The 25,008-nt window shown below is 57.9% G+C and carries 14 protein-coding genes, 1 tRNA gene and 2 pseudogenes; 11 read left to right on the forward strand and 6 right to left on the reverse strand.

The genetic code is table 11. From position 1 onward, the window contains the following. Position 1 precedes the first annotated feature (1 nt). Together ABD112_RS05695 and ABD112_RS05700 are read right to left on the reverse strand one after the other, a co-directional pair. Positions 2–1,258 carry an HRDC domain-containing protein gene (locus ABD112_RS05695; protein WP_343923991.1) on the reverse strand — a complete coding sequence of 419 codons (1,257 nt, stop codon included), beginning with the start codon at positions 1,256–1,258 and terminating at the stop codon, positions 2–4. Continuing rightward, positions 1,251–1,847: a DUF3000 domain-containing protein gene (locus ABD112_RS05700; protein WP_343923992.1), complete on the reverse strand. Its 597-nt coding sequence runs from the start codon at positions 1,845–1,847 to the stop codon at positions 1,251–1,253. The genes ABD112_RS05695 and ABD112_RS05700 overlap by 8 nt, the downstream gene beginning before the upstream one ends. A 34-nt stretch (positions 1,848–1,881) precedes the next feature. Here ABD112_RS05700 and ABD112_RS05705 point away from each other — a divergent pair, with 34 nt between their 5' ends. Continuing rightward, a complete protein-coding gene (locus ABD112_RS05705) occupies positions 1,882–3,141 on the forward strand; it encodes an alpha/beta hydrolase family protein (RefSeq protein ID WP_343923994.1) in 1,260 nt (419 codons plus the stop codon). On the opposite strand, the gene ABD112_RS05710 is transcribed toward ABD112_RS05705, so the two are convergent. Together ABD112_RS05710 and ABD112_RS05715 are read right to left on the reverse strand one after the other, a co-directional pair. Further along, the gene (locus tag ABD112_RS05710) at positions 3,134–3,571 is read right to left on the reverse strand and encodes a SufE family protein (protein ID WP_343923996.1); all 438 of its coding nucleotides are present in this window, start codon (positions 3,569–3,571) and stop codon (positions 3,134–3,136) included. The two genes, ABD112_RS05705 and ABD112_RS05710, sit on opposite strands and share 8 nt — an antisense overlap. Before the next feature lie 9 nt (positions 3,572–3,580). Further along, on the reverse strand, positions 3,581–4,480 hold the full coding sequence (locus ABD112_RS05715; RefSeq protein ID WP_343923998.1) for a sulfurtransferase: 900 nt from the start codon (positions 4,478–4,480) through the stop codon (positions 3,581–3,583). A gap of 138 nt (positions 4,481–4,618) precedes the next feature. On the opposite strand from ABD112_RS05715, the gene zapE reads away from it, so the two are divergent. Beyond that, entirely contained in the window at positions 4,619–5,632 is a 1,014-nt protein-coding gene (gene zapE / locus ABD112_RS05720; protein ID WP_343924000.1) for a cell division protein ZapE, read from the forward strand. A gap of 108 nt (positions 5,633–5,740) precedes the next feature. Beyond that, positions 5,741–6,820, forward strand: a complete 1,080-nt coding sequence (locus tag ABD112_RS05725) for an ammonium transporter (protein ID WP_343924001.1) — start codon at positions 5,741–5,743, stop codon at positions 6,818–6,820. Here ABD112_RS05725 and ABD112_RS05730 read toward each other — a convergent pair. Continuing rightward, positions 6,743–7,573: an EI24 domain-containing protein gene (locus tag ABD112_RS05730; RefSeq protein WP_343924003.1), complete on the reverse strand. Its 831-nt coding sequence runs from the start codon at positions 7,571–7,573 to the stop codon at positions 6,743–6,745. The genes ABD112_RS05725 and ABD112_RS05730 overlap by 78 nt on opposite strands. A 624-nt stretch (positions 7,574–8,197) precedes the next feature. Between ABD112_RS05730 and ABD112_RS05735 the strand changes: the two genes are divergently transcribed. The 8 genes and pseudogenes from ABD112_RS05735 to ABD112_RS05770 all read left to right on the forward strand — a co-directional run. Further along, positions 8,198–9,457 carry a Fic family protein gene (locus ABD112_RS05735; protein WP_343924005.1) on the forward strand — a complete coding sequence of 420 codons (1,260 nt, stop codon included), beginning with the start codon at positions 8,198–8,200 and terminating at the stop codon, positions 9,455–9,457. A gap of 121 nt (positions 9,458–9,578) precedes the next feature. Next, a pseudogene (locus ABD112_RS05740) lies at positions 9,579–10,016 on the forward strand (IS1380 family transposase); the annotation flags it as partial. 794 nt (positions 10,017–10,810) lie between these two features. Beyond that, positions 10,811–13,855: a DEAD/DEAH box helicase gene (locus ABD112_RS05745; RefSeq protein WP_343924006.1), complete on the forward strand. Its 3,045-nt coding sequence runs from the start codon at positions 10,811–10,813 to the stop codon at positions 13,853–13,855. After that, the gene (locus ABD112_RS05750) at positions 13,852–17,121 is read left to right on the forward strand and encodes a sacsin N-terminal ATP-binding-like domain-containing protein (protein ID WP_343924008.1); all 3,270 of its coding nucleotides are present in this window, start codon (positions 13,852–13,854) and stop codon (positions 17,119–17,121) included. The genes ABD112_RS05745 and ABD112_RS05750 overlap by 4 nt, the downstream gene beginning before the upstream one ends. Positions 17,122–17,337: 216 nt before the next feature. Continuing rightward, complete coding sequence (locus ABD112_RS05755; RefSeq protein ID WP_343924010.1) at positions 17,338–19,290, forward strand: type I restriction-modification system subunit M; 1,953 nt, start codon at positions 17,338–17,340, stop codon at positions 19,288–19,290. After that, positions 19,287–20,552: a restriction endonuclease subunit S gene (locus tag ABD112_RS05760; protein WP_343924012.1), complete on the forward strand. Its 1,266-nt coding sequence runs from the start codon at positions 19,287–19,289 to the stop codon at positions 20,550–20,552. The genes ABD112_RS05755 and ABD112_RS05760 overlap by 4 nt, the downstream gene beginning before the upstream one ends. Next, positions 20,552–23,680, forward strand: coding sequence for a type I restriction endonuclease subunit R (locus tag ABD112_RS05765; RefSeq protein ID WP_343924014.1), 3,129 nt, complete (start codon positions 20,552–20,554; stop codon positions 23,678–23,680). Before ABD112_RS05760 ends, ABD112_RS05765 begins: the two co-directional genes overlap by 1 nt. Before the next feature lie 402 nt (positions 23,681–24,082). Beyond that, positions 24,083–24,427: pseudogene (locus ABD112_RS05770) on the forward strand (tyrosine-type recombinase/integrase); the annotation flags it as partial. A gap of 378 nt (positions 24,428–24,805) precedes the next feature. On the opposite strand, the gene ABD112_RS05775 reads toward ABD112_RS05770, so the two are convergent. Then, positions 24,806–24,878: transfer RNA gene (locus tag ABD112_RS05775), tRNA-Val, on the reverse strand. Between the last annotated feature and the right edge of the window lie 130 nt (positions 24,879–25,008).

A 25,008-nucleotide genomic window follows, 5' to 3' on the forward strand; every position in this document is an offset into this window, starting at 1 on the left:
CCTACGACTCGGTGTCGTCGGAGTCCTCAGGCGTTTGGCTGGCTTCGACAAAGGCTTCGGCGATTGACTGTGCAGAAACGTCAATTTGCCATTGCCGCGCTCCCAGGGCCTGCAGCGCTTCAGAAACGCCCTCTGCCGTGATTTCTGCTGGAGGCGTCCACGAAACTCGCCGCAAATAGTCGGGAGTGAGCAGGTTCTCGATCGGGATCGACAACTCTTCGGAGTGCACGGCCATCAGGGCGCGAGCAGCCTTGAGCCGAAGGTCAGCTTCGGGATTCTTATCCGACCACACGCGCGGCGGCGGAAGCGCATCACTGGCAACCCGAGATGCGGGGATGTCAGTCGATGCCAATCCAGCTTGGATTGCATCCCACCAACGATCGATCTGGGTGCGGCTGGCTCGCCCGCTGAACTCTTTCATTGCCGAGAGCTGACGCTTGGACTCCGGAAGAAAGCGCGCGGCGGCGAGGAGAGCAGAATCGGGCACCAGACGACCGGGTGCCGTGTCCACTTCTTGGGCATAGGCATCACGAGCAAGCCAAAGTTCGCGCGCAATGGCGAGATTCTTTCCGCCACGAATCGAGTGCACACCGCTGAGCCGGCGCCACGGTTCGGCGCGCACGTTGCTGAGATCCCGAGCTAATACGGAGTCAAATTCTTGCTGGGCGATGTCGTGCTTGTCGGCCGAATCGAGTAGTTCGCCGAGGGCTTCGCGAAGATCAACAAGTAGCTCTACATCGAGGGCTGCGTAGACGAGCCACGCTTGCGGCAGGGGGCGAGTTGACCAATCCGCAGACGAGTGTTCTTTAGCAAGGTGGATGCCGAGCAGGTGTTCTACGACCGTGCCGAGTCCGACCCTGGGTAGTCCGGCAAGGCGCGCGCCCAACTCGGTATCGAACAGCCGTGTGGGATGCAGGCCCACTTCACGTAAACAGGTCAGGTCTTGCGTTGCTGCGTGCAAGATCCACTCTTCGTCGGCGATGACGTCATTTAGTTCTGTGAAATCGCCGATCGCGGGCGGATCGAACAAAAATGTTCCCGCACCGCGGCGGAAAATTTGGATGAGGTATGCGCGTTGCGAATAGCGGTAACCACTCGCACGCTCGGCATCGATCCCGATAGGCCCGTGGCCCTGGGCGATAGCCTCTACGGCGGCAAGGTAGTCGTCCCGACCGTCAATAACGAGTACGGGATCGTGAGGGGCTTGGGTGGCGTGCGACTCGCCCTCAGACGCTGCACTTTCGGTTGCGCTACTCACGTCCAACTTTACGGGCCGACAACAGGGTGACTCCTTCAATTGCTGGTGGTAGGCCGGCTAACATGCAGACCAATTCACTCCAGCCTTCCACATGTGCGGCCATGCTGAGATCTTTGGGGCTCCACGAGGCGCGCAATTCGATCTGTGCGCCATCGGGTTGAGACGCGAGTTCGCCAAATCCAGTCGAGAGGATTCGAGTAGCGGTGCCGGACACCTGATCGTAGGTGGCGCCACGACCGGCTAGTGCATCAACGAGCCACGACCACGTGACCTCGCTAAGAAAGGGATCGACGCCGATCTCGGGCTCCAGGGGCGCCTGAGCGAAACAAATGATCCGAAACTCGCTGTCCCACGCATCCGGAACTTCGGGGTCATACAAGAGGACAAAACGGCCAGTGCCCAGATCTGAGTCCTCGCCGTGACGTGCGGGAGTGACATCCGCTGCCAGCGCAAAAGACCATGGCGCAATCTGGGAAGGAGCAGTTATTTCGGTCACAGCCAGCTCAGTGCGCAAGACTGCACCACGAAGAGACTCAACCGCTGCAGCAAATGCCGCGGGTGGTGTTGGGTCAGCTGGCGAATCGGGCACGAGTGAAGATTAGGCTTTAGGGGAACGATCGCTAGTGAGGCACGCCGCACCATTGCGGCTGCGAGACGGAGGTTTTCGGATGCGGGGAGCAGGACGAGTACGCGTCGCCGCCGGAATCATTAGCGGTGTTGCGATCGGTGCCGCAGCGATCGGTGTCATCGGATTGACATTGAGCGCGGCACTTTCAGTGTTGTTCGCTCGGCGGCTGGTAACTCCACCCGGCCGTGCCGAAAGTGGCTTGCGGATTCTTGCCTTAGGGGAGTCGACCATAGTTCTCTCAGCTTCGGTCGAGATCCGTGCTCCCGGAAGGTTTAGCCTCTGGTTTGCCGATCAGACTGGTCATGCGCGCATCGGTGCTGTGATCTCGCAGAGCTCCCGCTGGGTGGCTCGGGAGCTGCTCTCGGTGCAGTTTGGCGAGCCGAAGCCAGGCGATAACGCACGTACCAGTGGCTGGTTCTATCTCAACCCTGCTGATCTTGGGCTCGCATTCTCCGACGTGGACATTGAGACTGAACTGGGCCCGGCACCCGCATGGTTGGTACCCGCAGCCCAGCCGAGTTCCACGTGGGCGATTCATGTCCATGGTCGTGGTGTCCAACGGCCAGAGACGTTGCGCGCCATCACTGAGTTTTACGATGCAGGTCTGACGTCGTTATCGGTGTCGTACCGAAACGACACCGAAGCGCCAGATTCTGCGGACCGACGCTACGGCTTAGGTTCAACGGAATATCGGGATGTCGATGCCGCGATTAGTTACGCGCGGGCAGCCGGGGCTGAGCGAATAATCCTGATGGGATGGTCGATGGGCGGGGCAACTGTGCTGCAAACCCTGATGCGTTCGGCGAACCGAGACATGATTGTCGGGCTTGTGCTCGATTCGCCTGTCGTCGCGTGGGGCCCCATCCTGCAGCTGCACGGGGCCATCAACCGAATTCCTACGCCGATTCAACGCGCGGCTCAGGCGGTGCTCGGAAGTGAGCAAGCACAACTGCTCGTTGGCACCGAGAACCCGCTCGATTTTCCGGCGATGAACTTTATTGATCGCGCCGACGAACTCGACAGACCAATTCTGCTTATGCACAGTGCAGACGACGCCTATGTTCCCGTAGAACCGTCGCGCGCCCTCGCAGAACTGCGCCCAGACATCGTGACCTACGAAGAATTCGATACTGCTGGTCACACGAGGCTGTGGAACTACGACAGCGAACGCTGGCTGGGCACGATTCGAACGTGGCTGAGCATCCAACTGGGTGAAGGAACTGCAGACAAGCCCGCCGGGGTTGCGACTAAGTGAGGCTCTTCAGCCGGATCTGACGCTTTGCTCGCGCTAGCATTCCCGTCATTCCCCGCAAGCGGAGTGGGCTTACTGCTTTGGCAAGGCCAAGTGACTGGGGAAAGTCATCCGACAATTCCAAGACCTCGTGGGTGCTGAGGCCAGAAAGCCCTTGTGCCAATATCGACGCGAAACCCCTGGTGGTCGGTGCCTCAGGAGGTGCGGTCGCGAACATGTGCACGGTGTCGTTCTCAACCTCAACGAAGATGAAAACGGGGGATTGGCACTCCTCGACCCGTTCGAACAGATCGGGGTGATCGCGGTAGCGCTCGGGAAGCTCCGGCAGCTCGTTTGCAAACTCAAGAAGAAGTTGCAGCCGATCCCGGAGTTCCAAGTCTAAGAAATCGTCGCGGATTTCTGCCAACTGGGTCGGGATCTGCTGCTCACTCATCGGTTAAGTCTAACGCGATGGAACTTCGCCGGGCTCAACGCCAATGACGATCGGAACGGCAACCAAGGAACCCCATTCGGTCCACGATCCGTCATAGTTGCGAACGTTCTCGAAGCCCATGAGGTAGTTGAGTACGAACCAGGTGTGACTTGATCGCTCACCAATGCGGCAGTAAGCGACGATGTCGTCGCCATCCTTCAGGCCTGCACCGTCGCGGTAGATCTCGTTGAGTTCGTTAAGCGGACGGAAGGTTCCGTCATCGGCGACAGCCTTTGACCATGGCACGCTCTGAGCGCTCGGGATGTGGCCGGCGCGCAGCGCACCTTCCTCAGGGTAAGCAGGAGCAGTGGTGCGCTCTCCGCTGTACTCCTCAGGAGAGCGGACATCGATGAGCGGGTTGCCAAGGTGAGTGAGAACATCGTCACGGAATGCGCGAATTGTCGAGTCATCGCGCTCGACGATTGGGTACTCGGTGGGCGCAGGTGTCGGAACGTTGAGCGTGTACTCGCGGCCATCCGCTTCCCACTTTGCGCGGCCACCATCAAGCAAGCGAACGTCGTCGTGGCCGAAGAGCGTGAACACCCACAGGGCATACGCAGCCCACCAGTTGGTCTTGTCGCCGTAAATGACCACAGTGGTGTCTCGTGAGATTCCACTGCGCGACATGAGCTCGGCAAAGCCTTCGCCGTCGATGTAGTCACGAGTCACAGGATCGTTGAGATCTGTGTGCCAGTCGATCTTCACAGCACCGCGGATGTGGCCGGTCTCGTAGAGCAGCACATCTTCATCAGATTCAACCACTACCAACCCGGGGGTCTCGAGACGTTCTTCAAGCCAGTCCGCAGAGACCAGTCGTTCAGGGTGTGAGAACTCAATGAATTGAGGGGCCGGGTCGCGTTCGATAGTCATAGCTACCTCCGATTGTGGTTGGAAAAACTGGCGCGGGCATCAAACTAAGCTTGATTAGTCCCTTGCCCAAGAAAATTACGCATTCGCCGCTGATTACACCGCGTTGCCGTAAGACTGCGAACATAACCGAGGCTGAGAATGAGCGCTACTGCGCCTACGACTCCTGAGCGTCTAGTCGATCGTATCCCGTCGTTGACCGGAGCGCAGATGCTCGCCGAACTCGTGCCACCGCGCCAGTTCGCTGAAGCGACTTTAGATTCCTATCGACCTGACCGTGACTACCCGTCGCAAGGCGCCGCCATTGCTGCGATGCGCAACTTTTCCGCGGCCACTAAGCAGGGCGGCGGGCTGCTCTCGCGCAAGAAAAAGCCTGTAGCGAAGCCGGGGGTGTATCTGGATGGCGGATTCGGTGTCGGCAAGACTCATTTGCTGGCCGCACTATGGCATCAGATGCCTGGGCGAAAGTATTTTGGCACGTTCATTGAATACACAGCGTTGGTTGGCGCGGTCGGGTATGCGCAAGCAGTCCAATTATTGAAGGGTGCCTCGCTGGTCTGCATCGACGAGTTTGAGCTGGACGATCCGGGCGACACCCGACTGATTTCTCGATTGTTGTCTGAGCTCGTCGGCTCAGGAACAAAGATTGCGGCCACCTCGAATACACCGCCAAACGCACTGGGCGAAGGTCGCTTTGCGGCTCAAGATTTCTTAAGAGAGATCGATTCCCTCTCAGCTAAGTTCGAAACCATCCGTATCGATGGGCTCGACTACAGGCGCCGAGACACTGGGGCGCACGCAATTGCCGTCGAGGACGCGGCGGCTGCCGTCGCCACTGTCGCAGGCACGGTGACCCTCGATTCCTTCGATGACGTGCTGAAGCATCTCTCTGGAGTGCACCCCTCTCGCTACGTGAAGCTGATTGAGGGCATCGACGCGATTGGGCTAACAGGAGTGCATCCGTTCAAGAATCAGACTGACGCGTTGCGCTTTGTCGCATTTGTCGACCGACTCTATGACGCCCAGGTGTGCATTTACGCGGAAGGGACGCTGCTTGATGACGTGTTCCCCGAGGACATGCTTGCAGGCGGCTACAGCAAGAAGTACTTGCGTGCTGTTTCTCGTCTCATCGCCCTAACCTCAAACAATAAGTAGGTCGGATTAGCACGAAAGTGCCAGATAAGAGGTAGGTTCGGGTGGTTCTTGGCGTAGCCATTGTGTATGTGCCCGATGAGGCATAAGACTGTGCGCGGGAGGTTCACTGTGGCGGAAGAATTCGCGGCGGCGACCATTGGGGCGATTGCTCTTGCGGTGCTGTTAACTGCGCTAATCGTGTTGTATGCCCGGATACTGCCGGCTGCTTCATGGGTGCGCGTGATTGCGGAGTCTTTTGCGTGCGCGGCGCCGGGGGTCCTTGCGTGGTTAGTGCTGTCTCCGATCATGTCTTCGGGCGTACGAGGTGTCATGATGCCGTCATTAGCGTTGCTCGGCGGAATCAGTTGCTACTTGGTTACTCTTGTGGCTCGCAGCGCGGGTGCCTCATTCGTGCGCAGCCTGATCTTCGGTTCAATTTGGGCTGTGGCGGTGTTCATTCCCACAGCTGTTCGCACGTTCGAACCTTTTGATGCGACCGCACCTCTCGGGTTGAGCCCGATTGATCACGGCGGCGCTTTAGTGATGAGCGTTGCGGTCGGTTCTGGCATGTTCGCGGTGCTCGTTGTGGAGCGCAAGTCTCTGATTCGCGGTGCTCGGATGTTTGTTCCCGTTCCCGCAGGAATCGTCGCGTTAGCGGTGGTCGTTGTGTCGTGGATTGGATGGCTCGTCGGCGCAGAGTTCGCCATCGATGATGTTGCGGGCCTCATCGTCGTCAACGGAGCAGTGAGTGCTATTGCCGGTGCTGTTGGTTGGAGTGCTGTTCAGTTGATCACTCATGGTGCGATCAGCCTTCGATCGCTTGCTGGCGGTCTAGTCAGCGGCCTGATCGCGGTCACTGCAGGAGCTCCGCTATTCACTCCGGTGTCTGCTGCGGTGGCTGGACTGATTGCGGGAGCTGTTGCGTGTGTCTTTACCGTGCGACGTGGTTCCCCGCTGGGCAATCAGTTGCGTTTTCTTGTTAATACGCATCTGCTCGGCGGAAGCATCGGTGTGGTGTCGTTGGGGGTCTTGGCCACCGGTTCGGGTTTTCTTTTTACCGGCCAAACAGCAATCTTCGAGGAACAGCTGTTGAGCGTTGTGGCTACTGCTAGCTGGTCGTTTGTTATTTCGTCAGGATGCTGGTGGGTGCTCAGCAAGATTGGCAGAAGGGTCCGCGTCGATAGTGGCCGAGTCCTCGTCGAGAAGTGATCGTGTGAGCAGGGTCGCGCCAGCCAGTGCAGCTGGCATTGCGATCACTGCGCCAAACGGGATCAGAAAAATCAGATAGGTCGCAACCCCCAGCCCGAGTGATGTGGCTCGTGACCCTCTGAGCACGCGTCGTCGCGCCGTGAGGTGCATGCCGCGCGACTCGAAGGGAATGTTGGCAAGCTCGACGACCAGTAGCCAACCGCCGAGGAGAGCGCCGGCCGTTGCTGCCACGATCGTGCCAGCGATCGGGATGAATCCGAGCACAAGTACGAGCAGTGCAAGACCGATGGTCGGAAATAGCATTCGCAAGCCTTCGCCTAGCCCGCGACGCGCGTCCTTCCAGAACCCTTGGGGGCTTGGCGCTGCCGGTGCACCGTGACGCGCATCCACGTGCCCCGCAATCTTTCGGTAGAAAGCATCCCCGACCATCAGGGTCACCGTCGTGTAGGTATTCACGATGATCAGGATGCTCGCCAGGGTCACAGCTAAGCCAGCGCCGAAGCGGATCGCTGCACGGGGGAGGTCGTCCCAATCGGCAGCGAACGGCGTCAGAAACGCCGCTATGGGCTCGATACCGACAATGAGCGTGATGAATAGAGCAATTGCAACTGCTCCAACTATTGCCGCCGGAATCATGCCGAGAAACATCAGGCGAGGTGCGGTGGCCAAGATGCGAAAGCCGCGGAAAAGAAACCCGACGCCCGCAAAAAAGTTTCGAAGCGGGGATGAATTGAGGGGCTGAGTTGAGGCCATCGCACAAGATTAGCCGTTCCACAGACAGGTGCTCCGGGCGTGTGCGGATGTGGTTTCCCTCTGCTTACAAGTGGGCGATACCGGGCTCGAACCGATGACCTCTTCCGTGTGAGAAAACCATGCTGGCTAAAATGGGCCCTGCACATCACGAGGGTTTTCGTCAAATTTCCAGTAAAACACTGGGCACTTTGAACAGCTCAATCAGTGGAGATAAATGGCCACCAGAGGTTTGGTGTCATTTGCAGTCATTTTTGCATGGTTCCCGTTAACCTTTTAGGGGAAAAGTTGGTCTGTGTCATTTGCATGGTTTTCCGCTCAGCCATCGGCTCCGCGCGCGCTAAAAAACAGCAAGCGCGCATCCCATGCGCCTCCAATACGGACGCTCAACAGAACGAGCAATATCGAGCCGACACCGACACCGACACCGACAGCTCGGCAGCTCGGCAGCGCGCGACGCGCATGCATCAAGGCGGCTCTCGCGTGAGGGCGAACAGGTCATGTCGCTGATCGAGCAGCGAGAGCTGCCTTCTGTCTCTGAAGCTAACGTGGAATAGCGGTCTTGTTATTCTGCTTTATGTGACTTAAAGTGGAACAAAAGAATCGTTATTCCATTTTAGGGGTCTTATGGCTGTCAACCGGGAGCAGAATCCGGCCGCCGGTGGGGATAGCGTCGGCAGCGCCCCGATGATGCTGACTGCAAACAACTGGCCGGCCCACACCTCCCGCACGGTGCCGTGGGTTCGCCGTGGCGCAGCGCGCGGTCCCAAAGCCGATCGGATGCTCAAGGAGATTGACGTATCCATCCCGCCGCACATCGCTGAACTCAACTACACGCCTTCAAGCGACACGGCGACCGAGCTCGAAAAGGCGATTCGTGAGATAGTTCTCACAGACGCAGACTCAGACAGTCAGCTCAGCTCCCTCGGAAGGTTTCTGATTCGAACGGAGTCTGTTGCGTCGTCGAAGATAGAACAGATCGAGGCGTCGCTGGACGACTATGCGCGCGCAATGGCGGGCATCAAATCCAACGAGAGCGCCGTTTCGATGGTCAAATCCGCGCAGGCGCTCCATGACCTTGTCGAAGCGGCAGGTTCCGGGCAGATTGAGCTCGACGCCATCCTCGCCGCGCATCGCAAACTGATGGAGGACGACGTAGAGGACCGGGCCTACGCCGGACGGCTTCGCGACATGCAGAACTGGATTGGCGGCAGCGACTACACCCCACGCGGCGCCGTCCATATTCCGCCGCCGCCGGAGACGGTGCCGGGCTATATGGATGACCTCATCGCCTTCGCAAACCGCGACGATGTGCCGACGGTGGCCCAGGCCGCGATTGTGCACGCTCAGTTTGAGTCGATTCACCCTTTCACTGACGGCAACGGACGCATCGGTCGAGCACTAATCAACGCCGTGTTGAGGCGGCGGAAGCTCACCACCGGTACAGTCGTGCCGATCGCCTCAGCAATGGTCGCTAATCGAGATAACTACTTCGACCTAGTCAATAACTATCGAACCGGAGCATTGGAGCCATTTGTGCTTGATGTCGCGCATTCATCTCAGGTCGCCAGCCGGGAAGCCAGGGCATCCGCAGCAGTCTTGGAGGCGCTGCCTGCACAGTGGGCAAGCATCTCGAATCCGCGGTCCGGGAGTGCAGCTGCCGCCATCATCGGAATGCTCCTCGACCACCCAGTATTCAGTGCGGAGGATGTAGAGCTGCTGCTGCCAGATGCGCAGACATCTGCGATCTACAAAGCACTCACGCGATTAGAGAAGGATGGCGTAATCCATGAGGTGACAGCGCGCAAACGCGACCGGGTCTGGTCTGCCACCCTGGTTATGGATGAGCTCGATGACCTGGCCGACAGGATTGCTCAGCACATCTAAGCCTCGATGCACCGATCGGGCTTAGGGTCTAGCGGCGCGTTAAACCGAGAATGCCTGTCTGATCAGGGAAAATTGTTCTTACCACAGTCCAATTAGTCCCGAAAAGAGAGGCATCTCGTAAATGCAAGTTTCTCACGCCGCCAGAGCCGTTTCCGTTTCATTTGATGACCCGAATCTCGTGTCGACGGCTGGCTTGGTTCCGGTCATGAAGCTTGCTGAGAAAGCGGGGCTGCGTGCTCTGGCGCAGAAGCGGTTGTCCGTCCCGACGGACAAGGGCGCCAACGCCGGATTGAAGGTTGCATCGCTGGTGGGCGGGATGGTCGCCGGGGCGGACTCGCTCGATGACATGGCGGTGCTGCGTCACGGCGGGATGCGGAAGCTGTTCACCGCCTGTTATGCGCCCTCAACGCTGGGATCGTTCCTGCGCCAGTTCACGTTTGGTCATGTCCGCCAGCTCGACGCGGTCGCCTCCTGGTTCCTTCGCAACCTCACAAAAGAAGCGCCGCTGCTGCCAGCGGGCGACCCTGATGAGTACATCCTGCTGGATTACGAGTCGAGTCAGGTCCGAACTGAGCCCGCAGCCAGCTGCACCGACGTTCTTTCGACTGTGTTGCATCGTGTGAAGACTGACGATACTGCCGGAGTGATAAACGAGGAACTCGATTGGTTGAGCCGTAATTGTTCGAGTCAGTACGACGTTTTCGTGGATTATGTTTCAGGGAAGAGCACAGCGGAGCAGTTTGGAATCGATACCTGCGATTCGCTCTCTGACCACTTCGGGTCCCGAGCCATTGCGCTTCTTCGCGCGGATGGTCTCTGCGAGACAGCCGTTGCACCAGTGGAAGCTATTCAGCAACCAGGTGGCGGCATTGCGTGGAATGAAGCTGCCGCTCACGCCGGGACCACTCAACGTGTTTGCGGTCCGCTCGCCGGTGGCGGAAATTCGTATGACGACGTATTCCTGAACCTTGGTCGTGATTATCCTGACCCCGCTCGTTTCCAAATCGTGGTTTGGGATATCGGTTCGCTAGAACCGATCGCAGGCGGACTGACCCTGTGCACTTCGGGTCGCATCACACTTTATGAAGGTGTGGCTCAGATCGAACTGTACGACTCCAGTTCTATCGAGATATACGAGTAGCCGCTGGGCCTGAACAGATCGACAAGACGACGCAAGCAGGACGGGCGCTGAGGGGCAGGTGGCTTGTGGCTCTAACCCGGAATCTGCTCGGGAACCGCGCCTCCACCGCGAGGGACACGGCACAGGCTATGTTCGATGAAAGAAAGTCGTGGGTGACGATTGCTCTCGTACTCGACGGCGCTCATCTCAAACTGTAGGAAAGAATTCGAAACATGGCTGTTGACGGACCCGAACCGCTGACGCCAGGCACATTAGTGCGGCTAGTAGCTCGACGCGAGGTCAGCGGCGCAGTGGTGGGGTCAGATCAGGTCGGAGGCGAACTCCGCCATAGTGTCTTCCATGACGGAGCCATTCATCAATATCTTGCGGCGCAGGTCGAACGGATCGACAACACACAAAACAGTCGTGCAGTGACTGCCCAAGAACTCCATGCGGCACTCTCTGCGGTATTACTGCTCGACCCGAACAGCGACTACCTTCATTCCCGCAACGCTGGTCGCGTCGACTTCGAGCCCTACCAGTATCGACCGGTGCTCAAGCTCGTGCAGTCTGATCGGCCGCGCATTCTTATCGCGGACGACGTTGGTGTGGGAAAGACAATCGAAGCGTGCCTCATCATCAAAGAACTTGAAGCGCGCAAGCGTGCGGAATCGGTTCTCGTGATTTGTCCTAGGCCCCTCGTGGTCGACGAAAAGTGGCGCAATGAACTCAAACGGTTTGACGAGGACTTTGTGCATCTCGACAGCAAAACGTTGCGATGGTGTATGGAAGAGACCCTCCGCGATGGCGCTTGGCCGAACCGTTACCGAAAGGCGATCCTGTCTTACTCGCTGCTCGACGAGACGCTTCTAACGGGTCGCCGCAATGGCAAGAGATTGAATGCAGCTTCCCTCGATGATCTCGCGGGCGAACTCAACTTCGACTTGCTAATCGTTGACGAGGCCCACCACATACGGAATCGAGAGACCAAGGCGTACCAATGCGTCCAGCGCTTCGTTGATGCATCAGACGCCGTGGTGATGATGTCGGCCACTCCGATCCAGACGCACAGCCAAGACCTTTTCACGATCGTAAATTTGTTGCGCGATGATCTCGTGACGGATCAGGATGACTTCCTTGTCATGCTTGAGCCAAATGGACACCTCTACAACGCGTCAGTTTCTGCACGCAGCGGCGACACAGATTGGGCCTTCCAAGCCACCCGGCATCTAGGCCTTGCGATCAAGACCAGGTGGGGCCAAGACGTATTGTCCATTGATCCGCGCGTTGCAGAGTTGCTGGATCTATTGAATGATCCATCCCCCGACGACAGAGATCGCGTTCGCGCAGTACGGCTCATCGAGAAGCTCAATACCTTTTCGGAGATAGTGACACGAACGCGACGTAGAGATATTGGTGAGTTCACAACGCGAAAGCCCTCGGCGCCCGTCGTAGAGTTCACGGCCGAGCAGGAGCGAGTGTATTTCGCAGTACTGGCTCTCGGCGAACGTATTGCAGCGGCTCGTTCTCCCGAGATTTCGGTCAAGTTCTTGTTATCGACGCTTTATCGTCAGGCTGCGAGCTCAATCTCGGGGCTTGCGCCCCTCATTCAGGACATCTTCGAAAATCGACTTCGCAGCTCGGAAATGTCTGCCGAGTACGAAGAATATGCACTAAGTTCCCAGCAAATAGCGGAGTTCCGCGCTGAAGCTCGCGAAATTCAATACCTTGCGGAGGGACTTATTGGGGAGGCCGATCCCAAGGTTGAGCTGCTCCGGCAGGTGATTCAAGACAAGTCCGCCGATTCGAACAATAAGGTGCTCGTTTTCTCAACTTTTCGCCACACCATCCAGTACCTCGAAGCAGAGTGCCACCGAATGGGTATCCGAGTGGGAGTCATGCATGGAGGGGTCGCCGACGAAGATCGAAAGTCGATTCGACACCGATTCAAACTCGATCGCTCTTCGCGGGACGCCGTGGATGTGATGTTGTCTTCGGAAGTAGGTACAGAGGGCCTCGACTATCAGTTCTGCAACACCATCGTGAATTACGACATCCCGTGGAACCCGATGCGTATTGAACAACGAATTGGGCGCATTGATCGTCGCGGCCAGAAGAGCGATACGGTCGCGATTGTAAACATCCTCACCCGGGGCACAATTGAGGCCGAGATTTACGACCGTTGCCTCTCTCGTATTGGCGTGTTCAATCATGCGCTCGGCGGCAGCGAACAGATCTTGGGAGAGATAACTGCAGCGATTGTCGATATTGCGACCGATCTTCAGCTAACCCGCGCTGAGCGTGCTGCCGCCCTCCGGCAACTGGCTGACAACGAAATATCGCGCGTTGAGGAAGAGCAGGGGCTTGAAGACCAGCAGCCAGATTTGCTCGGCTACTCGGGCGAGACTTTCGAGCAGGACGTGGCGGAAGCATCAAGCGAGTGGCTTAGCGACACCAAGATTGCCGCGCTCGTCCGACAGTACTTCGAAGGCATCCAGCCCGGGCGTTCGATCGCAATTCGACCCGGACGGGTGGCACGAGTCCCGGTTTCTGCGGATGTCGCTGCTCAAATCTCAGAGGACCTTGATGATCAAGGAATTGAGGCCCACCGACTCAAGCGCCGACTTCGCGGGGAGAGAATTGTGCTTCGCTTGACGACTGATTTAGATCTGGCCGAAGATGAAGACGAGGGCGAGATCGAGCTTCTGGGACCGACCCATCCGTTGGTGCTCCTTGCAGCGAAGCGCAGTGCGGTCGATGAGCCCCTTTCCTGTGCGCTAAAGGTGGTGTCAGATCGAGTCGCGCCCGGCGCGTATCCGATTGGAATTTATGCGTGGACCCGACGTGGCAGCACCGATTCGCTCACCTTCCGAATGGTCTCAGTTGATGCGGCGGTGGAAGGCTGCGCGGTTGAGCTCCTGTCGACCTCCGGCTCTGCTGACCTCAGAGCGGTGACGGAACAAGAGCATCTCGATCTGGATAGGCGACACGCGAATCTGTGGGTTGAGGCACGGCACACTCACCAGCAACGGCAAGGTGCTTCGGCAGAGCGTCGGCTGGCGGCGCTTCGATCTCAGAAGGCTCGTCGCCTGTCTGCTATTCAGCGACAGTTGGACTCGGCTGCCCACTCCGATATTCAGACTATGAAGATTGGCGAAATGCGCGGAGCAGAGGCGTCATTTGACCGATTGCTCGGCGCGCAGAAAAGTGGTGTCGCCCGAACTGACCTAACGACAAGGCACATCGCGAACGTAGTAGTACAGGTCGTGGCACCATGAGTGGACTAGAGGCGCTTGCAAAGAAGCGGCGCGACTACGTCGACGCCGCGCGTGAAAACGGCTTCGAAGAGGGGCTGCGCAAACTGCTCGCCGACCTCTATCCCGACAACGCTCACTTCATTTACGAATTGCTGCAGAATGCTGAGGATGCCGGGGCTCAAGAGGTCTCCTTCGAGCTCCGCCCCGATGGACTTCGCTTTGAACACAATGGGAAACGATCATTCGACGTGGGCGATATCGATTCGATTACGGGGATCGGCCAGTCGACCAAATCAAACGATGCAACGAGTATCGGGAAGTTCGGCGTCGGCTTCAAGGCAGTATTCGCCTATACCGAAACGCCGCACGTTCAATCTGGAGAGCACTCCTTCACCATCCACGATCTGTTCGTGCCCACGCCGGCAGAGCGGGTCAATCGACCCGAAGGTTCAACCTCGTTCTGGTTTCCCTTCAATCGCCCTGAGAAGCCGTCGGAACAAGCTTTCATCGAAGTCGGTCGCGCGCTCCGCGAACTCTCTCGAAGTACATTGCTCTTTCTCAGCAATATTCGCTCGATTGAATGCACTTTCCCGGACTCGGAAGTGCGCCTAATTGAACGCAATAGTTCGACCAATGGTGTGATCGAAATTGACAGTGTCCACGAACACACCGGTCCCACTTTTTGGTACCGGATTTCGGGCGATGTCGAGCTTGGCGGGGCTCGGTTCCCTGTGGCCGCCGCGTTTTCACTGGTGGAGGCGGGAGAAGGACCTAAGAGCACGGGGCTCCCGGGCGCACGCGGCAGCGCGCAACCTGTCAAATATGCGGTAGCCCCCATCGATGGCGAAGTCTTCATCTATTTTCCCGCGGTGAGGGAGACCTCTCGCTTAAAGTTCCACATTCACGCACCGTTCGCATCCACGGTCGCTCGTGACAGCGTCCGCGATGATGACGGCAACGACCTACTGATCGCAGGGATCGCAAAACTCATCGCTGCAGCTCTACCTGCGATGCGCGATGCGGGCCTAGTCGCTCAAGGCCTACTCAGCGCACTTCCCAATGAGGCGGATGATTTACCTGAGCGGTACGAGCCGATTCGCCAGCAACTGATCCAAGCGTTTGAAGAGCAGCCCGTCACTCCGATTCGCGGTGGCGGACATGCACAGTCTTCCAGCCTGATCCGGTCGGAGGGGGCAATCCGAGCCGCGATGTCACCAGCAGATGTCGATTTCTTTCGGGAATTGTCTGAGACCGAACCGATTGAGCCCGCAGCCGGATGGCTCCCGCGTAGCGACGACCGGGCACGCGAGTTTCTTTCGTCATTGTCGGCAATTGAATTCGGTTCTGCTGAGCTGGCCAATGCGTTCGAACGCCTCGGTGAGACCCATGAGGAGCTCGAACGATGGGGCGACGAGGCCGATCAGTACCTGGATTCGATCGAAATCGAAGAGTTTAGGCGCTGGATGGACTGGCTATCTGGCAAGGGCAACGACTGGCTCCGAAGCTTTTATGCCGCGCTCGGACGACTGTCGAAGCAGAATCATAATCCTTTCACGCGTCTCGATCCCCGCTTTCGTGTCTACAGTGATCCCTATCCGGAAAGCCTCTCAGTTGTGCCCCTCATTCGCATCCAGACCCTTAGAGGGGTCGAACACGTCCGTGGGCTCGGCGCATTCATCCCGGCGGCCTCCGGATTGCGAGCCGAGAGTCTGGTTTTGGACTCGCTCGTTGAGTTTGACGAGAGCGAGACGAGCGCACCGGCAGCCGACAAAGATGCCCTTTCACAATTCTTTAAACGGGCCGGCGTTAAACCCTGGGACGCTGCGGCTCAGCTAACAGCTAGGTTCCGTTCGTATTCCCCGGCCATGAGCGCGGTTAGCCCGGCACATATCGATGATCTGGTCACGCTCGATGCGCTCCTTGAAGAGAAGACAGTAGCTGCACAAAATTTTGCACACCTTTCGATATTTCTCGCCGACGACGGTTCCAGCCTGCGCTGGGTATCAGCCGCCGAATTGTTCATCGATGAGCCTTTCCTGCCGTCGGGACTTGGCGCGCTGTACCAATCGGATGCATTCAGCGGCACAGTTTTGCACCCACTTTCCAACGTGTATAGCGGGTGCATCCTTGATGTTGCTCAGCTAGCGATTCGTCTCGGCGCAACAAAGGGCGTCGTGGTTAGGAGGACCGCAATTTGGCGCAATTCGTTATTCGAGAACCGGTGGCGCCATCAAAGTCGGGAGAATGAAAATCTACGCGCCCAAGATTGGACGATCGAGCACCTCCCGGCGATCGTCGAGGCAAATGATGAGAACCTTTTACGAGGGCTGTGGGGTCTAGTCTCGCGCGCTGCCGGCTCCGCCGGCGAGGCTGTTTATAGCGCAAACGCATCCAGCAACGTGCACCGTATTGACTCGCAACTCGTGCAGATACTCAGGGAGACGCCGTGGATCCTCGACCGTGATGGGAATCTTCGCACCCCCGCTGAAACGACAGCAAGCGACCTGGCGGAGGGAATGACACTGCCGTCAAGCGCGCCGCTCCTTGATCAAATGCATTTCGGTCAGGTCGCCAAACTAGCAGCGCTGCGGGAGCGCGGCGATGAAGTGCACGCAGCGGCGTGGGGATTTGGCTCTGTCGAGGTGGCCCAAGAAATTGCCCGGGTGTACAACGACGATCCCGACGCGTTCCGAGAATGGGTGCGTTCAAGAAAGGCTCCCGGGCTGCCTGAAGCTTCCTCTCCGGCACCGGAGCGTCGCGCGAGTCGCGTCCGTGACCGAGTCGTCGAATCGCCGGAGCGCCGCTACGCAACACGACTTCGAAGCGTTCGTGTTCAAGAACCGGGGCTTCGCAGCACAGCTAAGGCCTATCTGTCAGAGTTGTACTCGAATGACGACGGAGTCTTAGTGTGCCAGATTTGTGCCGAGGGAATGCCATTCAAGGTGGACGATCAGTATTACTTTGTTGCCGTCCAATTTGATAGCGATGCTCACCGAGACCTCCAAGAGAATCGCCTCGCGTTGTGCCCCACCTGCGCAGCAAAGTATCAACATGCACGGTCGACTCCGATAGAAACGCTGCGCGAGGACCTGCTCACCCAAACCATCGGTATGAGCGGGAGCGCGTCTGTCGAAGTGCAACTCGCCGGTGACAATGGTCGAATCCGTTTCGTGGGGAAGCATGCAATCGACCTTCAAGCTGCGCTGGAGGGTATTGAGTTGTACAGCGAGACGGATGATGCCGACGGCGGTGACGAATCCGACGAAGACCGGGAGGCACTGCAGTGATTCATGAATTGCCCGCATACACGCGCAGCCAGACCCACACTTCGCTCTAACGTCGAACCGGATGCGACTTGACCGCGAGACGCTTCTTCAGGCCACATCGCCCGTCCGCTGACGGAGGGTCCCCGGGCGGGGAAGTCCCGCAGTTCACCGTCTCCACGGCGATGTCTGCGATTCCCGATAGCATTCGAAATACGTGTTAATGAGGAGTACTAAGTTTTGAGCAATAACCACGCCACTTTCATTTGGTCCATCGCTGATCTGTTGCGGGGCAGTTTCAAAGCCCACCAATATGGCGACATCATCCTTCCGTTCACGGTGCTTCGCCGTTTGGATGCCGTGCTTGCGCCCACGAAGCAGGCGGTGTTTGCCGCTGTGGAGGAGGCGAAGAGCCAGGAGATGCCGGTTCGGGCGTCGCTGCTCCGCAACAAGGCGGGTCACGAGTATTCGTTCTGGAACGAGTCACGCTTCGACATGAAGTCGGCGCTGGGTGATTCCGAGAACGTGGCGGTGAACCTTCTCGATTACGTGAATGGTTTCTCTGAGAACGTCAAAGACATTTTCGATAAGTACAAGATCTCTGAGCGCATCGCCGAGCTCGATGAGCATGATCTTCTGTTTTTGGTGACGCAGAAGTTTGCTGAGGTCGACCTGTCGCCGGCGTCGGTTCCGAATGAGGAGATGGGTCACATCTTCGAGGAGCTGATCCGTAAGTTTGCGGAGGCGTCGAATGAGACCGCGGGTGAGCATTTCACTCCGCGTGACGTTGTTGAGCTGATGGTTGATGTGTTGTTGGCGCCGGAGTCGGAGACGTTGGCGAAGCAGAACGTGGTGCGGTCGGTGTACGACCCCACGGCAGGTACGGGTGGGATGTTGTCGGTGGCGGAGGATCACATCCGTTCCGCTAATCCGAGTGCGACGTTGACGTTGGCTGGCCAGGAGATCAATCCGCAGTCGTATGCGATTTGTAAGGCCGATATGACGGTGAAGGGTCAGTCGGTGGATGCGATCATCTTCGGTGACACGTTGCTGCATGACGGTCACACGAACAGCACGTTCTCGTATTGTCTGTCGAATCCGCCGTTTGGGGTGGATTGGAAGAAGCAGCAGAAGGCTGTCACTGAGGAACATAAGGATCGTGGTTTTGCGGGCCGTTTTGGCCCAGGTCTGCCCCGTGTTTCTGATGGGTCGATGCTGTTCTTGTTGCACCTGATTTCGAAGATGCGCCCCGCTGAGGATGGTGGCGGTCGGGCGGCGATCGTGCTGAACGGTAGCCCGTTGTTTACGGGTGGTGCGGGTTCGGGGGAGTCCAACATCCGCAAGTGGGTGTTGGAGCGTGACCTGCTGGAGGCGATCATTGCGTTGCCGTCGGACATGTTCTACAACACGGGTATCGCGACCTACATTTGGGTGCTGTCGACGAAGAAGAGCCCGGAGCGTGTGGGCAAGGTGCAGCTGATCGATGGGTCGAAACTGTTCCACAAGATGCGTAAAGGTTTGGGCTCGAAGCGCAATGAGCTCGGTCAAGAGGACATCGCAGCGCTAGTGAAGCTGTATGACAGCACTGCTGAGGATGAGTGCTCGAAGTGGTTTGCGGTGGAGGATTTCTTCTATCGCACGATCACCGTCGAGCGCCCGCTGCGGCTGAATTGGGCTTTGACGTCGGAGCGCTTCACTGTTGCTCGTGAGGCCAAGGCCTTGGAGAAGGTGGATGCTGACTGGTCAACTTTTGCTGAGCAGGTTGAGGCGAATCAGATCGAGCCGATGACGGATGCCGCAGCCTTCCGTAAGCAGATCGTGTCGCGTCTTGACGCGGCAGGTGTCTCTCTCAGCGCAGCCCAGCTGAAGGCGTTGTTGGCTGGTTTGGCAGAGCGGGATGAGTCTTCTCCGATCATTGTGGACGGCAAGAAACGACCAGAGGCCGATCCAACTCTTCGCGACACCGAGAACGTACCGTGGGGTGAAGACATCCACGAGTACTTCGAGCGTGAGGTGAAGCCGTTCGCGCCTGATGCGTGGATCGATGGGTCGAAGACGAAGGAAGGATGCGAAATCCCTTTCACACGTCATTTCTACAAGTACGTTCCGCCGCGTTCTCTCGAAGAGATCGATGCGGACCTCGATGCGGTCTTGGGACGGATTCGTGCGCGTCTTGAAGCGGTGAAGGCATGACCAAACTGAAGCCTTACAACGAGTACAAAACGAGTGGGATCGAGTGGCTCGCTGAGATCCCTGCGGATTGGGCAGTCCGACCTTTTCGCCACGCTTTCCGTGAATCGAGCGAGGTCAACGGCGATTCACCGGTCGGGAAGATGCTCTCTATTTCCGGCTATCGCGGAGTTGAGATCAAGAAGTATGACGATGAGAATCAACGGCGCACTGAGGCAGAAGTAGCGACCTACCGTGTTGTTAGGCCCGGGCAGCTTGCTGTAAACACAATGTGGCTGAATTACGGCGGACTTGGTGTGTCTGAACTCACTGGACACGTGAGTCCTGCATATCGCACGTACTGGATCGACGAGAGTTTTGAAAGGCGCTACCTTCATCACTTGATGCGCAGCGCCACTTACATCGACGCGTATACGAGTCGGTTGACTGGGATTAGGCCCAATTCGCTTCAGATGAGTCGTGACAATTTGATGGTATTTCCGATTCTGAAGCCTCCGCGAGCTATCCAAAGGTCCATCGCTGATTTCTTGGATCGGGAGACGGCGGAGATTGACGCGTTCATCGCGGATCAGGAGGAACTTATCGGGTTGCTCGCCGAGCGGCGTGCCGCCACGATCAGCCACGCCGTCACTAAGGGCCTCGACCCGACCGTCCCAATGAAAGACAGCGGTGTCGAATGGATTGGTGAAATACCAACGCACTGGCGGTTGCCCAGGCTTGCGTACGTCGCGCGTTGTTCGTCTGGTTTGGGGATGGACGCGAGCCAACTTCGGGCGGATCAATCTGAGGCTGCGCCATTCGCCGTGTACGGAGGTAACGGAGTGATTGGTTTCGGTGCATTGCACAATATGGCGGCTGGTGGCATCGCAATAGGGCGAGTGGGTGCGCTGTGCGGAAACGCGCACGTGATTTGCGAAGAATCATGGGTGACTGATAACGCATTGAGACTAGTGCTTGATACCTCGAAAGTGGATCAAGCGTACTTGCATGACGTCCTTGTCGCCCGGCGCTTAAACGAGCTCGCAGACAAAACCGCGCAGCCGCTAATAACCGGAGGCGCCGTTCTTGCCCAGCAAGTTCCAGAGCCCCCGCTGGGCGAGCAGCGGGCCATAGCATCGTATCTACGTAGGGAAACTGCCGAGTACGACGCCGCAATCGCTGATGCGAAGGAAGCAATCGCGCTCTCGCGCGAGCGTAGGGCAGCTCTTATCTCGGCAGCAGTGACCGGCAAGATTGATGTTCGCGAACACGGGGCGGTGGCGTAATGGCTTTGCATCATGAAGACGCATTCGAAACAGAGATCTGCGAATACCTGGCAGCGCACGGGTGGGAGTACTCACCTGATGACCTCGGCTACGACGGTGAACGCGCACTCTTCCCTGATGACATCTGGGCGTGGCTGAACGACACCCAGCCTGACCAACTCGACAAGATCGTCAAGCCCGACGCATCCGAAATCGCCCAGAATCAGGGTCGCAAACAGATCCTTGACCGCATCGCCAAAATCATGGCCACCGACCCCATGAACGCCGGCGGCACCCTCAACGCACTCAAGAAACCCGTCAGCGTACTCAACGCCAAATTCAGTCTCCTTCAGGCGCGGCCTGCCACCACCCTGAACCCGGCAACTGTCGAGCGGTACAACAAGAACCGTTTGCGTGTGATGCGGCAAGTCGAATACTCCGGCCGCACCCAAAACCGCATCGATCTCGTACTGTTCGTCAACGGCATCCCCGTCAGCACCGTTGAACTCAAAACCGACCTCACCCAGAGTCTTGCAGCCGGCCTCAAACAGTACTCACAGGACCGCAAGCCTGAAGGGGAGCCGCTCCTCACCTTCGGCCGTGGTGCCCTTGTGCACTTCGTTGTCACCAACGAAGAAGTTCACATGGCCACCAAACTTGACGGCAACAACACCCGCTTCCTGCCCTTCAACCGAGGCAAGAACAATGGCGCCGGAAACGCCCCAGCCGCGGGCGAAAGTAGCCCCACCTCATACTTTTGGGAAGAAATACTGCAACGCGAAACCTGGCTCGACCTCATTGGTCGGTTTCTGCATTACCGCTTTGAAGAACACACCGACGCCATCGATGGCAAAAAGTCCTACGCCCGCTACTTGCGCTTTCCTCGCTACCACCAGTGGCGGGCCGTCACGAAACTTGAGCGTGCTGTCGCTGTTGAAGGTGCTGGCCACAACTACCTCATCCAACACTCCGCTGGCTCAGGCAAAACAGACTCCATTGCCTGGACCGCGCACCGCATGGCCCAACTCCACGACAGCGACGGCAACAAAGTCTTCAACGGCGTCATAGTCGTCTCCGACCGTCAGGTGCTCGACGGGCAACTCCAGCGGGCCGTTGAACAGCTCGAAACCACCAGCGGGGTCTTCCAGCCCATCACACGCGGCGGTGACGCCTCCAAGTCGAAACAGCTCGCCGAAGCTCTCCTCGCCGGCAAACAAATCATCGGAGTCACCCTTCAGACGTTCCCGCACGCGCTGAGCGTGATTGAAAAGAACGCAGGTCTTGCTGGGCGCAAGTATGCCGTCATCGCCGACGAAGCCCACTCATCCCAAACAGGAGAAGCCGCAGCATCCCTCAAGCAAGTACTCACCGTCGGGGCAACAGCCAGCAGCACAGCCGCGCCCGAGGCGGATGCGGGGGAGACCCCTGAGCTCACCACCGATGTTGAAGACGTGCTCGCCGACCTTATGGCGCGCAAAGTCGGAGTCGGCACAATCTCCTTCTTCGCCTTCACCGCAACGCCCAAGGGCAAGACGGTTGAACTGTTCGGGCGCGACGACGAAGCCGGGGTGAAGAAGGAGTTCGACCTCTACTCGATGAAACAAGCCATTGAAGAGGGCTTCATTCTCGACGTGCTCAAGAACTACCTCTCCTACGACCTTGCCTTCGAAATTGCTCATGCCGATCACGCTGACGTCGCCGTGGAAGTGGACACCTCCAAAGCAAACAGCGAACTCATGCGCTGGGTGCGACTGCACCCCACCAACATCGCCCAGAAAGTTGCGGTGATCGTTGAACACTTCCGCACCAACGTTCGACGCGAACTCGGCGGACGCTCCAAAGCAATGGTCGTCACCAGCTCCCGCAAAGAAGCCGTGCGCTACAAACAAGCGATTGACAGCTACCTTGCCGAGCACAAGCTTGAAAAAGAGCTCGGCGCGTTAGTTGCGTTCTCCGGCTCCGTCAACGACCCCGACTCGGGCTCCACCGACCTCACCGAAACGAACATGAACCAGGGGCTCAAAGGCCGCTCGCTCGAAAAAGCATTCAGCGGCGACGACTACCAGGTCATGATCGTTGCCAACAAGTACCAGACCGGCTTCGACCAGCCGCTGCTGGTCGGAATGTATGTCGACAAGAAGCTCTCCGGAATCACCGCGGTGCAAACCCTGTCGCGGCTCAACCGTGTGATCCCCGGTAAAGAGAACACCTACATCCTCGACTTCGTCAACGACCCCGACGAGATTCTCACGGCGTTCCAGACCTACTACGAGGATGCCGAACTCACCACGCCTTCAAATCCAGACATCATCCACGACATGCTCAGCAAACTGCGCGGCATGAGCATCATCGACCAACACGATGTGGACGGGGTCGTCAACGCGTGGCTCAACAAGACCCGCCACAACGCCCTCTACTCCCACATCAAAGCTTCACGGGATGTGTTCTGGGACCGGTGGAACACCGCCAACGCGGGAGCTGAGACCGACGACCTCGAAATTGGTCGCCTCGAAGACTTCCGCGGCACCGTCAATGCGTTCGTTCGTGCCTACGACTTCTTCTCGCAGATCATCGACTATGGCGACACTGACATTGAGAAGTGGGCAATCTTCCTGCGGGTCTACCGCCGAGTGATCGAACGCCAAGAAGCGGCACCATCTGAGATCAACACGGATGACATCGTGCTCACCCACTACCGCCTTCGTAAGCAAGAAGCGAAGAGTTTGGGCCTCACGCCCGGCAAAGCGGGGGAGCTCACGGGCATCACCGACTCTGGCTCCGGAAAGCCGCGCGAAGTGAAGTACGGGTTGCTGCAAGAAGTGATCGACAAGATCAACCAACTGTTCTCCGGTAGCGGCATCGACGAAGTAGATGGAGTCAACGCCGCCGAATCATTGTTGCGCCATGTCGTCGAAAACGAGAAACTTCAGGCTGAAGCGATCGCCAATACCGAGACCGACTTCGAAGGTTCGCCCACCATCGTCGGCGAACTCGAAGACGCTATGTATCGCTCCGCTACCGGACTCAATGGCGCTTTCAAAGCGCTTCTGCAACTCGAAGACTTCGGCCAGGTCAAAGAAGTACTCATCGCGATGGGCTTGTATGAGAAGACTCGTGCTGAGGCCGAGCGGGTTGCTAGCGGGGGCTAGTCAGGAAGAAATCTTTGGTTGTTGCGGAGCGAACGGCGAGTTGAAATCGGCGTTTTGGGTTCTTTAGGTCTTATCTGCGAGGCCGACGAGCGCTGGCTCATGGTCCGACTGAGTCGCAGAGTTTAGGAGTGTGAATTCGTTCGAGTACGAGACGCCCGAGCGGTGATCGTGACAAGAACTTTTCGACACGCGTATGGTGCCGTACCTGACGCATCAGAAGATCATCGAGTTCGCTGACGCGAGAGACCCTAGGTTTCGGACGCTGGTCGGTCTACTGGCCTATTCGGGCCTGCGGTTCGGGGAGCTCACCGCGCTTCGGGTGGGGAAGGTGAACCCGTCGACCCGTCGTCTCACTATCGACAGGTCGGCAACGTCAGTCGAGGGTGTGTTTATTGAGGGCCAATCGAAGTTCCAGAAGAACAGAGAGGTGTTCTTTCCCGAGCTGCTGCGCACGCCATGGAGGAGCAGATAGAAGGTGAGCGCAGGATCGACTGTGTATTTACGGCCTCGCTCTGCTGGCCCGTCGGGTTGGGCGACTGGCGCCCGAGAGCATCAACGAGGCACGCTCGGCGCGAGCACGACCAGAGCGCCGCACGACCAGAGCGCCGCACGATCGAGGAGTTTCCGAGCATCACCCCTAACGATCTGCGCCATAAGGCTGCGAGCATCGCGGTGTCGAGCGGCGCCAAAGTGAAGGTCTTACAGGAGATGCTTGGCCACTCATCGGCTTCAATGACCCTGGACAGATATGCAGACCTCATTGACGCCGAAGACGTTTCCGTCTCCAATGCAGTCAACGCTCAAATACTCGACCGTGTCGGGGCCAGAAGCCTGGTCTGTCGACCGCTATTAGGGCCTCCCGAGCGCCCTCTCAGCGGGCGGCGGATAGATCTGATTCGCGGTGCGATGAAATGGCATCATTGTCGCGCCGAGAAGGCGGATTATTTGAGCCGTTTTCCGGCTCATTTGCCCGTGTCATTTTGGTGTCATTTTTGTCCACGGCCAAAACAGCAATGCACGCCGCTAAAAACTTTGGTGTCATTTTGGTGTCATTTGGCCGAATTGGCTCCGGTTCACCGGTGGACTTTCCGAGTGAAACTAGCCTCTGACCAGGGATTTTACAAGTGGGCGATACCGGACTCGAACCGATGGCCTCTTCCGTGTGAGGGAAGCGCGCTACCAACTGCGCCAATCGCCCGCAAAGCAATCTTCGCATATCTTCACGACACGCTCGTCACCGAACCCGGGTTCTAAGCGGAAGTGCAACACCTTCTAAGTTGTGGTTATTGAGATCACTCCGAGAAGGGTTGCACTTCCTTGACCGCACA

Source organism: Rhodoglobus aureus (assembly GCF_039527955.1).
In the GTDB taxonomy this organism is placed as follows: domain Bacteria; phylum Actinomycetota; class Actinomycetes; order Actinomycetales; family Microbacteriaceae; genus Rhodoglobus; species Rhodoglobus aureus.

Bases quoted from the DNA above. Each gene is read 5' to 3' on its own strand.
- ABD112_RS05710 (WP_343923996.1), bottom strand. From the start codon at position 3,571: ATGAGTGAGCAGCAGATCCCGACCCAGTTGGCAGAAATCCGCGACGAT.
- ABD112_RS05715 (WP_343923998.1), bottom strand. From the start codon at position 4,480: ATGACTATCGAACGCGACCCGGCCCCTCAATTCATTGAGTTCTCACAC.
- zapE (WP_343924000.1), top strand. From the start codon at position 4,619: ATGAGCGCTACTGCGCCTACGACTCCTGAGCGTCTAGTCGATCGTATC.
- ABD112_RS05730 (WP_343924003.1), bottom strand. From the start codon at position 7,573: ATGGCCTCAACTCAGCCCCTCAATTCATCCCCGCTTCGAAACTTTTTT.
- ABD112_RS05735 (WP_343924005.1), top strand. From the start codon at position 8,198: ATGGCTGTCAACCGGGAGCAGAATCCGGCCGCCGGTGGGGATAGCGTC.
- ABD112_RS05745 (WP_343924006.1), top strand. From the start codon at position 10,811: ATGGCTGTTGACGGACCCGAACCGCTGACGCCAGGCACATTAGTGCGG.
- ABD112_RS05750 (WP_343924008.1), top strand. From the start codon at position 13,852: ATGAGTGGACTAGAGGCGCTTGCAAAGAAGCGGCGCGACTACGTCGAC.
- ABD112_RS05760 (WP_343924012.1), top strand. From the start codon at position 19,287: ATGACCAAACTGAAGCCTTACAACGAGTACAAAACGAGTGGGATCGAG.
- ABD112_RS05765 (WP_343924014.1), top strand. From the start codon at position 20,552: ATGGCTTTGCATCATGAAGACGCATTCGAAACAGAGATCTGCGAATAC.